The sequence below is a fragment of the Streptomyces sp. NPDC018031 genome, assembly GCF_044327625.1.
GTDB lineage: Bacteria > Actinomycetota > Actinomycetes > Streptomycetales > Streptomycetaceae > Streptomyces.
In genome coordinates this window covers 42,648-54,114 of sequence record NZ_JBIRFT010000030.1, presented here as the reverse complement: position 1 = coordinate 54,114, position 11,467 = coordinate 42,648, and the positions used below count along the sequence as shown (strand labels likewise).

At 76.4% G+C, this 11,467-nt stretch carries 3 protein-coding genes; all 3 read right to left on the bottom strand.

From position 1 onward, the window contains the following. A partial coding sequence (locus ACH4B3_RS33245) for a type I polyketide synthase (RefSeq protein WP_398469350.1) occupies positions 1-7,124 on the bottom strand: 7,124 nt, incomplete at its 3' end. Between the two features lie 67 nt (positions 7,125-7,191). Continuing rightward, positions 7,192-10,518 carry a type I polyketide synthase gene (locus ACH4B3_RS33240; protein ID WP_398469348.1) on the bottom strand — a complete coding sequence of 1,109 codons (3,327 nt, stop codon included), beginning with the start codon at positions 10,516-10,518 and terminating at the stop codon, positions 7,192-7,194. A gap of 283 nt (positions 10,519-10,801) precedes the next feature. Further along, on the bottom strand, positions 10,802-11,203 hold the full coding sequence (locus ACH4B3_RS33235; protein ID WP_398469346.1) for a nuclear transport factor 2 family protein: 402 nt from the start codon (positions 11,201-11,203) through the stop codon (positions 10,802-10,804). Positions 11,204-11,467 lie beyond the last annotated feature (264 nt).

The following is an 11,467-nucleotide window of genomic DNA, read 5'->3' as shown; positions in this document are numbered from 1 at the left end:
ACGAACGGCTCCAACGCCCGCCCGCACCGCTCCATCGACTCCGCGAACACCGGCACCGAAGCCATCAACTCCCGCGCCATCCCCACCCACTGCGCCCCCTGACCCGGGAACACGAACACGGTGTGCGGCGGCTCCTCGGCCGCCTGGCCCCGTACCAGGGCGGCGGTGCCGGGCTCGGCGGTGCCGTCGGTGTCCCGCTCCAGGGCGGCGAGGCCGCCCAGCAGCGCCTCGCGGCTGTCGCCGATGACGGCGGCGCGGTGCTCCAGGCCCCAGCGGGTGGCGGCGAGTGACCAGCCGATGTCGGCGGGGCCGAGGGAGGGGTGCGCCTCGGCGAACCGCCGGAGCCGTGCCGCCTGGGCGCGCAGCGCCTCCTCGGTCCGGGCGGAGATCAGCCAGGGCAGCGGGCGGGCCACGGGTACCGGCCCGTCAACGGGTGCGCTGCCGGTGGGCTGTTCGGCGTCGGCCGCGGCCGGCACCTGCTCCAGGACCACATGCGCGTTGGTGCCGCTGACGCCGAAGGAGGACACCGCGGCGCGGCGCGGGCGGCCGGTCTCCGGCCAGCCGCGGGCCTCGGTGAGCAGTTCCACGGCGCCGGACGCCCAGTCGATGTGCGGTGACGGCTCGTCCACGTGCAGCGTCTTCGGCAGCGTGCCGTCACGCAGCGCCATCACCATCTTGATGACGCCGCCGACCCCGGCCGCCGCCTGCGCGTGGCCGATGTTGGACTTGAAGGAGCCCAGCCACAGCGGGTCGTCGCCGCCGCGTTCCTGCCCGTAGGTGGCGAGCAGCGCCTGCGCCTCGATGGGGTCGCCCAGGGTGGTGCCGGTGCCGTGCGCCTCCACCGCGTCCACCTCGGCCGCGGTGAGGCCCGCGTTGGCCAGCGCCTGCCGGATCACCCGCTCCTGCGAGGGCCCGTTGGGCGCGGTCAGACCGTTGCTGGCACCGTCCTGGTTGACCGCCGAACCGCGCACCACGGCCAGCACCCGGTGGCCGTTGCGGCGCGCGTCCGACAGCCGCTCCACCAGCAGCAGCCCGACGCCCTCGGACCAGCCGGTGCCGTCCGCCGCCGCGGCGAAGGACTTGCACCGGCCGTCGGCGGCCAGGCCCTGCTGGCGGCTGAACTCGGTGAACACGCTCGGCGTCGAGAGCACCGTGACGCCACCGGCCAGGGCCAGCGAGCACTCACCGCGGCGCAGCGACTCCACCGCCAGGTGCAGCGCGACCAGCGAGGAGGAGCAGGCGGTGTCGACGGTGACCGCCGGGCCCTCGAGACCGTAGGTGTAGGCGAGCCGGCCGGAGACCACACTGCCCGCGTTGCCGATGGTCAGGTAGCCCTCGACGCCCTCGGGGTAGCGGCTGACGCGGGTGGCGTAGTCGTGGTACATGACGCCCGCGAACACGCCGGTGCGGCTGCCGCGGAGGGTGGCCGGGTCGATTCCGGCGCGTTCGAAGACCTCCCAGGAGGTCTCCAGCAGCAGCCGCTGCTGGGGGTCCATGGCCAGCGCCTCGCGCGGCGAGATGCCGAAGAACCCGGCGTCGAAGTCGGCCGCGTCGTAGAGGAATCCGCCCTCGCCGACGTAGGAGGTGCCGGCGCGCCGTCCCTCGGTGTCGACCAGGCTCGCCACGTCCCAGCCGCGGTCGGTGGGGAAGGCGGAGATGGCGTCGGCGCCTTCGGTGACCAGGCGCCACAGGTCCTCGGGACTGCGGATGTCGCCGGGGTAGCGGCAGGCCATGCCGACGATCGCGATCGGCTCGTCGGAGGCGGCGGCCCGCGTGACGGCGGCGTCGGCGGCCGCGCCGGACCGCCGGCCGGCCAGTTTGCCGTGCAGGTGGCGGGCGAGGTCGGCGGCGGAGGGGTGGTCGAAGACGACGGTGGCGGCCAGCTTGACACCGGTGGCGGTGGTGAGCCGGTTGCGCAGTTCCACGGCGGCCAGCGAGTCGAAGCCGTGCTCGCGGAAGGAGCGGGCGGCGCTGATCGACCCGCCGGAGCCGTGGCCGAGCACGGCGCCGGCGTGTTCGCGCACCAGGTCGGTGAGCAGCCGCAGCGCGTCGGTGTCGGACAGTCCGGCCAGCCGCCCGGCGAGGGCGGAGCCGACGGCGGCCGGCGCTCCGCCGCCGGTGGTGCGGGCCGCCCGGCGCCGCGGGGCTCGCACCAGGCCGCGCAGCAGGTGCGGTACGCCCTGGTCGCCGGCCGCGGCGGTGAGGGCGCGCGGGTCCAGCCGGACCGGGACCAGCGCGGCCTGGTCGGTGGCGCCGGCGAGGGCCGCGTCGAACAGGGCGAGGCCGGTCTCCGACGGCATGGCGGCGACCCCGGTACGGGCCAGCCGGCGCACGTCGCCGCCGTCCAGGTGGCCGGTCATACCGCTGGCTTCGGCCCAGTAGCCCCAGGCCAGGGAGAGGGCGGGCAGCCCGGCCGCCCGGCGGTGGGTGGCGAGGGCGTCCAGGTAGGCGTTGGCGGCGGCGTAGTTGGCCTGGCCGGCGGTGCCGAGCACACCGGCGACGGAGGAGAACAGCACGAAGGCGGCCAGGTCGTGGTCGCGGGTCAGGTCGTGCAGGTTGTCCGCCGCGTCGGTCTTGGGCCGCAGCACGGTCTCCAGCCGCTCGCCGGTGAGCGTGGGGACGATGCCGTCGTCGAGCACCCCGGCGGCGTGCAGCACGGCGGTCAGCGGGTGTTCGGCGGGGATGTCCGCGAGGACCGCGGCGAGCGCCTCGCGGTCGGCGGCGTCGCAGGCCACGACGGTGGCGGTGGCGCCCAGTCCGGCCAGTTCGGCCACCAGTTCGGCGGCGCCCGGCGCGTCCGGGCCGCGGCGGCTGGTGAGCAGCAGCCGGCGGACGCCGTGCGCGGTGACCAGATGGCGGGCGAACAGGGCGCCCAGGGTGCCGGTGCCGCCGGTGATCAGGGCGGTGCCGGCCGGGTCGAGCGGCCGGCGGCCGGGCTCGGGGGCGAGGTCGGCGCGGGCCAGCCTGGGGACCGACCAGGCCCCGTCCCGCCAGGCCAGGTGGGGTTCCCCGGTGGCGAGCGCGGCGCCCAGCCGGGTGCGGTCCGGGCCGTCCGGGCCGTCGGTCTCCACCAGCACGAAGCGGCCGGGGTTCTCCGTCTGGGCCGAGCGCACCAGGCCCTGGACGGCGGCGTGGGCGGCGTCTCCGGCGCGGGTCACCAGCACCAGCCGGGAGTCGGTGAACCGCTCGTCGGCCAGCCAGGCCCGGACCAGGGCGAGGGCCTGGCCGAGCGCGGCGCGCAGGTCCGTGCCGGCCGGCAGCGGGGCCACCACGGCCGCCGGCGCGGCGGCATCCGCCGTTCCGGTGAGGGCGGCCAGGTCGGCGGCGTCCGCGCCGGGCAGCAGCAGGGGCTCCGGGTCGCCCGCCGACGTGCGGCCGGGGTCCGCGAGGGGCGCCCAGGACACCTGGTACAGGGCGTCGGTGCGGCCGTCCCGCGCGGCGGTCAGGGCTCCGGCCGGTACCGGGCGCAGGGTGAGGGATTCGACGGTGGCGACCGGGGCGCCGGTGGCGTCGGCGAGGTCCAGCGCGACCGTGCCGGGGCCGGTGGCGGCCATCCGCACCCGGGCCACGGCGGCCCCGGTGGCGTGCCAGGTCACGCCGCTCCAGGCGAACGGCAGCCGGACCGGGTGGCCCGGGACGTCGAGGGAGTCGAGCAGCGCCGGGTGCACGGCGGCGTCGAGCAGCGCCGGGTGCAGCCCGAACTGGTCGGCGTCGTCGGCCGATTCCAGCTCCACCTCGGCGTAGAGGTCGGCGCCGCGCCGCCAGGCGGCCCGCAGGCCCTGGAACACCGGGCCGTACTCGTAGCCGATCCCGGCCAGCCGGCCGTAGAGGTCGTCCAGGGTGACCGGTTCGGCTCCGGCGGGCGGCCACACCGCCAGGTCGGCGCCGGTGGCGGCGGGCGTGGCGGCGGCCAGGGTGCCGGACGCGTGGCGGGTCCATCCGCCGTCCGCGGTGCCGTCGTCCTCGGCGGCGGAGCCGCCGCCGGCGGGCTCCGGACGGGCGTGGACGCTCACCGGGCGCCGCCCGTCGCCGTCCTCCTCGCCGACCCGCACCTGTATCTGCACGCCGCCGCGTTCGGGCAGCGTCAGCGGGGCCTGGAGGGTGAGGTCCTCCAGGCGGCCGCAGCCGGCCTCCTCACCGGCCCGGAGGGCGAGTTCGACGAAGGCGGTGCCGGGCAGCAGCACGGTGCCGGAGACCGCGTGGTCGGCCAGCCAGGGGTGGGTGTGCAGGCCGATCCGGCCGGTGAGCAGCACCCCGCCGCCGTCGGCGAGGGTGACGGCGGCGCCGAGCAGCGGATGTCCGGCCGAGCCGAGTCCGATGGCGGCCGCGTCGCCGCGGGCGGCGGACGGGGTCAGCCAGTAGTGGCGGCGCTGGAAGGCGTAGGTGGGCAGTTCCACCCGTGCCGCGCCGTCGAACAGCCGGTCCCAGGCGACCGGGGCGCCCACCGCGTAGGCCTCGCCGACCGAGGTCAGGAACCGGTCGAGGCCGCCCTCGTCGCGGCGGAGCGAGCCGACCGTGGCGGTCCGGGCGCCGGCGGCGTCGGCGGTCTCCCCGATGGCCAGGGCGAGCACCGGGTGCGCACTGCACTCGACGAACAGGCCGTGCCCGTCGTCGATGAGCTGCCGGGTGACCTGCTCGAACTCGACGGTGCCGCGCAGGTTGCGGACCCAGTACGCGGCGTCCAGCCCGGCGGTGTCGATCGGCGCGGCGTCCACCGTGGAGTAGAAGGGCACCTCGCAGGAGCGGGGGGTGATGCCGTCCAGGACGCGCAGCAGTTCCTCGCGGACCGACTCCACCTGCGGGGAGTGGGAGGCGTAGTCGACCGGGATGCGGCGGGCACGGATCCCGTCCGCCTCGCAGCCGGCGACCAGTTCGTCCAAGGCGCCGGGCTCGCCGGCGACGACGGTGGAGGAGGCGCCGTTGACCGCCGCGACCGCGATGCGTCCGGCGTGGCCGGCGATCCGCGCCTCGGCCTCGGTGCGCGGCAGGGCCAGCGAGACCATGCCGCCCCGGCCGGCCAGCCGCGCGCCGATGACCCGTGACCTGAGTGCCACCACCTGGGCGGCGTCCTGGAGGGACAGCGCGCCGGCCACCGCGGCGGCGGCTATCTCGCCCTGCGAGTGGCCCGCCACCGCGGCGGGTTCCACGCCGTAGGAGCGCCACAGTTCGGCGAGCGAGACCATCACCGCCCAGGAGACCGGCTGCACCACGTCCACCCGGTCCAGGCCGGGGGCGCCTTCCTCGCCCCGCACCACCGCGCCGAGCGACCAGTCGGTGAACGGGGCCAGGGCCGCGGCGCACCGCTCCATCGACGCGGCGAACACCGGAGCCGACTCCCACAGCGCGCGGGCCATGCCCGCCCACTGGGCGCCCTGGCCGGGGAAGACGAACACGGTGCGGGTGCCCTTGAGGGCCGTGCCGGCCGCGACCGCCGGCGATGCCTCGCCGGCGCTCACCGCGTCGAGCCCGGCGAGCAGCGTCTCCCGGTCGGTGCCGAGGACGACCGCCCGGTGCTCCAGCGCGGCGCGGGTGGCGGTGAGCGATCCCGCGACGTCCCAGGGGTCGAGCGCGGGGCGCTCGGCGAGGTGGGCCCGCAGCCGCCCGGCCTGGGCGCGCAGCGCGGCGGCGCTCCGGGCGGACACCACCCACGGCACCACGCCCGCGGTGGCGGCGGCCGGGCGGATGTCCGCCGCCGGCCCGGCCACCCCGTCCACCGGCTCCTGCTCCTGCGTCTCTTCCGGTGCCTGCTCCAGGATCACGTGCGCGTTGGTCCCGCTGATGCCGAACGACGAGACACCGGCCCGCCACGGCTCGTCCTTCTCCGGCCACGGCCGCGCCTCGGTCAGCAACGACACCGCACCCGCCGACCAGTCGATGTGCGAGGACGGCTCGTCGGCGTGCAGCGTCTTCGGCAGCACCCCGTTCCGCAACGACATCACCATCTTGACGACGCCCGCGAGACCGGCCGCCGCCTGGGTGTGACCGATGTTGGACTTGAGCGAGCCGAGCCAGAGGGGGGTGCCGGCCGGACGCTGCCCGTAGGTGGCCAGCAGGGCGTGCGCCTCGATCGGGTCGCCGAGCCGGGTGCCGGTGCCGTGCGCCTCGACCGCGTCGACCCGGTGGGCCTCGATGCGCGCGTCGGCGAGCGCCTGCCGGATGACCTGTTCCTGCGCGAGGTCGTTGGGGGCGGTGAGGCCGTTGCTGGCACCGTCCTGGTTCACGGCGGAGCCCCGCACCACGGCCAGCACGGTGTGCCCGTTCCGCCGCGCCTCGGACAGCCGCTCCACGACCAGGACGGCCACGCCCTCGCCCGCGGAGAAGCCGTCGGCGCCCTCGGCGAACGCCTTGCTGCGGCCGTCGGCCGCCAGGCCGCGCTGGCGGCTGAGGTCGACCAGCCAGTTGGGGCTGGACATCACGGTGACGCCGCCGACCAGCGCCATCGAGCACTCGCCCCGGCGCAGTGCCCGCACGGCCAGGTGCAGGGCGACCAGGGACGAGGAGCAGGCGGTGTCCACCGACAGGGCGGGGCCGGACAGCCCGAGGGTGTAGGCGATGCGGCCCGACATCACGCTGGTGGTGGTGCCGACCATCAGGTAGCCCTCGACGTCCTCGGTGGCCGGGTCGCCGACGCGGGGCGCGTAGTCCTGCGGGAGCCCGCCGACGAACACGCCGGCGTCGGCGCCGCGCAGCGAGGCGGGGTTGATCCCGGCCCGCTCGACGGCCTCCCAGGAGGTCTCCAGCAGCAGCCGCTGCTGCGGGTCCATGGCCAGCGCCTCACGCGGCGAGATGCCGAAGAACTCGGCGTCGAACTCGCCGGCGCCGGAGAGGAACCCGCCGGCCCGCACGTAGCTGGTGCCGGGTCCGCTCATCGCCGGGTCGTACAGCGCCTCCAGGTCCCAGCCGCGGTCGGTGGGCAGCGGCTGGACGGCGTCACCGCCGCCGGCGACCAGCTCCCACAGCTCCTCGGGGGAGCCGATGCCGCCGGGGAAGCGGCAGGCCATCCCCACGATGGCGATCGGCTCGTGGCTCTGGTCCTCGATGGACTGCAGGCGCGCTTTGGTCTGCCGCAGGTCGGTGGTGACCAGCTTGAGGTAATCGCGGAGCTTGTCTTCGTTCGAGGTCATGGGGCTTGGGCTCCCGGCGCGAAGGGGTGGGGCTGACGTGGAGGGGGAAGGGGGCGGAACCGGCTGGTCAGGAGAGCCCGAGTTCCTTGTTGATGAGGGCGAACATCTCGTCGTCGGAGGCGGCGGCGATCTCCTCGTCACCGGCCGCGGCACCGCCGGTGTCCGGCGTGCCGGCGGGTGTGGGGCCGAGCTTGCCGAGCAGGCCGCGAAGCCGTTCGGCCAGCCAGGTCCGGTCCTGGTCGGCGAGTTCGGCGCTGATCACGGTGTGCTCCAGGCGCTCCCACTGGTCCCACAGCGGCGGGGCGTCCGCCTCGCCGCCCCGGGGGAAGAGCCGGTCGTGGAGTTGGCGGGCGAGACCGGCCGGGGTCGGGTGCCGGTACAGCAGCGTGGTCGGCAGTCGCAGTCCGGTCTCGGCGCTCAGCCCGTCGCGGAACTGCACCGCGGTCAGCGAGCTGAGCCCGGCGTCGACGAACGACGTGTCGGGGGCGATGTCGCGGCCGGAGCCGTGGCCGATGACGGCGGCCGCCTGGTCGCGTACCAGGTCCAGCAGCGCCCGGTCGCGTTCGGCGGCCGAGGCGGTGGCCAGCCGCCGCACCAGCGGGGGTTCGCCGTCGCCCTGGGGTGCGGTGCCGGTCGCGTCCGGTTCCGCGTCGGCCGTCCGCGGCCGGAGCTCCGGGTCCCGCGCCGCCGTGCCGGGGCCGCCGGGGAGCGGGCCGGCGGTGCGCGGCGCCGGGCGCGCGGTCCAGTAGGAGGTGCGCTGGAAGGGGTAGGTGGGCAGGTCGACGCGGCGGCCACCGGTGTGTGCCGGGCCGAAGTCCACCGGCACTCCGCCGGCGAACGCCGTGGCGGCGGAGCGCAGGAAGCGGTCCAGGCCGCCCTCGTCCCGTTGGATCGTCCCGACGGTCAGCAGGCCGTCCGCGGCGTCCGCCTCCTCGGCCGTCGCCAGGATGTTCATGGTCAGCACGGGGTGGACGCTGATCTCGACGAAGGCGGTGTACCCGTCCGCCAGCAGCCGGCGGGTGATCCGCTCGAACTCCACCACGTCCCGCTCGTTGCGTACCCAGTAGTCGGCGTCCAGGCCGGTGGTGTCCAGCGGCTCGCCCACGATCGTGGAGTAGTAGGGCACTCGGGAGGGCCGCGGGGTGAGGTCCGTCAGGCCGTCCCGGTACCGGTCCAGGACGGGGTCCACCGCCGGGCTGTGCGAGGCGTAGTCGACCAGCAGCCGACCGGCCCGGATGCCGTCCGCCTTGCACCGGGCGACCATGCTGTCCAGGGCTTCCGAGTCGCCGCCCACCACCGTGGACAGCGGGCCGTTGACGACGGCGACGGAGAGCCGGCCGGCGTGTTCGGCGGCGCGGGCCTCGGCGTCGGCTCGCGGCAGTTCCAGGGCCGCCATGCCCCCGGTGCCGGACAGGTGCGCGCCCATCAGCCGGCTGCGGTGGGCCATCACGCGGGCCCCGTCCTCGGTGGTGAGGCCGCCGGACACCACGGCCGCGGCGACCTCCCCCATCGAGTGGCCGACCACCGCGGCCGGCTCCACGCCGTAGGAGCGCCACAGTTCGGCGAGGGACACCATGACCGCCCAGAGCATCGGCTGGATGACCTCCACCCGGTCCAGCGGGCCGTCCAGCTCGGTGGCGAAGTCCCAGTCGACGTGCGGCGCCAGGGCCTGGCCGCAGCGCTCCATCGTCCGGGCGAAGACCGGGGCGGACGCCATCAGCTCCCGGGCCATGCCGGCCCACTGGGCACCCTGGCCGGGGAAGACGAAGACCGGCCGCACGGTGCGTCCGGCGGTGCCCAGGACGCCGCCGGCCGGTCGGCCGCCGCGGGCCAGTTCGGCCAGGTCGCGCCGGAGTTCCGCCCGGTCGGAGCCGAGCAGCACGGCGCGGTGGGCCAGGGTGGCGCGGGTGGTGGCCAGCGAGTGGGCGATGTCGCGGACGGTGGGCCCGGGGCGGGCCTCGGTGTGCCGCAGCAGCCGCTCCGCCTGGGCCCGCAGCGCCGCGGCGGAGCGGGCGGAGAGCACCCAGGGCACCGGGGTGGTCCCGGGGGCGTCCTGCGGCGTGTCCCCGGGCACGGACACGCGGCCGGCGCCCTCCGCGGGGGCGGGGGCGGGCGCGCCGGGTACCCGGTCGCGCGGCGGTTCGGCGACCACCACATGGCAGTTGGTGCCCGCCAGCGCGAACGCGCTGACCCCGGCGAGCAGCGGCCGGCCGGTCTCGGGCCACGGTCCGCGCTCCCGCTGGACGCTCAGTCCCAGGCTCTCCAGCGGGATGTCCGGGTGGGCCCGCTCGAAGTGCAGGCTGGGCGGCAGCTCCCGGTCGCGGAGGCTGAGCACGGTCTTGAGCAGGCCGACGACTCCGGCGGCGGCCTCCAGGTGGCCGATGTTGGTCTTGACCGAGCCGACCCGCAACGGCCGGTCCGCGGCCCGCCCCGGGCCGTACACCGCGCCGAGGGCATGGGCCTCGACCGGGTCGCCGGCGGGGGTGCCGGTGCCGTGCAGTTCCACGTACTGAGCCTGCGCCGGGTCGGTGCCCGCGTCGCGGTGCGCCTGCCGCAGCACCTCCTCCTGGGCGGCGCGGTGCGGTGTGGTGAGGGTGTCCCCGCCGCCGTCGTTGTTGACGGCGCTGCCGAGGATGACCCCGTGCACCACGTCGCCGTCCGCCTCCGCGGCGGCCAGCGGCTTGAGCAGCAGCACGGCGCCGCCCTCGCCCCGCACATAGCCGTCCGCCCGGGCGTCCAGGGGGCGGCAGCGGCCGTCGGCGGACAGCACGCCCGTCACCCGGGCGGCCACCGTGGGCCCCGGGGTGACGATGAGGTTGACGCCGCCGACCAGGGCGCTGGAGGACTCTCCGCGCCGCAGGCTCTCGCAGGCCAGGTGGACCGCGACCAGGGACGAGGACTGCCCGGTGTCCACGGTCAGGCTCGGGCCGCGCAGCCGCAGGGCGTACGAGACCCGGCCGGCCAGCATCGCGCGGTGGGCCGCGGTGAAGGCGTGCCCTCCGCCGTCGGCCGGGTCGGCGGTGAGTTCCGCGTAGTCGTTCCACAGCGCCGCGGTGAACACCCCGGTACGGCCGTCGCGCAGGGTGTCGGCGCTGATCCGGGCGTGCTCGACGGCCTCCCAGGAGAGTTCGAGCATGAGGCGCTGCTGGGGGTCCATGGCGGTCGCCTCGCGCGGCGGGATCCCGAAGAACTCCGCGTCGAAGGTGTCCACGCGGTCCAGCCAGCCGGCCCGGTCGGGGTGCCCGGGCCGGGGGTCGCCGCCCTCGTGGGTCCAGCGGCCCTCGGGGGCCTCGCCGACCGCGTCCCGGCCGGGGAGCAGGACGTCCGTCCAGAACCGCTCGGGCCCGGTCGCGCCGGGGAGCCTGCAGGCCATGCCCACCACGGCGATGGGCATGGCTGTCTCGTACGTCCTCATGCGAAACCCCCGATGACAAGATGACCTGGCTGGGCGGCGACGGGCGCGGTGACCGCTGCACGCGCCCTTTCGCGCCCGCCTCCGAGCGTGTGTGCTTCCGTTGACCGCGACCGTGATGAAGGCCGGCCGACCCGAGTGCCCGTCACGGTGGGCGCACGACCGGATCGTGACCTCGATTCTGGGGGGTGGTGGGGGCGCGGGCCCTGGGGCGCGCCCCCAGCATCGACCCCAGCATCACGGTGCGGTCATGGACGTCCGGGTGTCAGACGCCTTCGGCGGGCGCGACGTCGGTCGCGCCCCAGTAGGCGCGCATCTCCGCGATCAGGCCGTCCGCGGTGAACCGGAACACCGAGGTGACGTTGACCGCGAGCCGGCCGCCGTTCGGGTCCTGGGGGTTGCGGATGGTGGCCTTCAGGGCGGCCGCGACGTGCTCCTCGTCCTGGGAGCCGGTGAGCGTGCCGGGGGTGTCCTGGGTGCCGAACTCCTCGATGACGCGCTGGAAGTAGCCGCGCACGGCCTCCGCGCCCACCACGGGCCCGGTGCCGACCGGGTCCTCGATCCGGGCGTCGACGGTGAACATCTGGCAGACCGCGTCGATGTCCTTGGCGTTGACGCGGTCGAAGTAGTCGAGCACCAGCTGCTTGCGCTTGGCCTCGTCGGGCATGGGTCCTCCTGGGGTCGGGCCGGTCGGATGGCGGGATCCGCGCCCGCTCGCCACGAGTGGCGGGCCGGGCGCGGTGCCGGGCGCTGCGGGCGGCGGACCGGCCCCGGTCCCCCACCGGTACGGCGGGGGACCGGGAGCCGGCGACGCGTACCGGTCGCGCATGCGGCGCGGCCCCCGACGAAGCGCCGGGGGCCCGCTGCGATTCTGGGGGGCCGGAGGCGTCGGAAACCTCGGGTTCCGCCCCAGCAGCAACCCCAGCCTTTT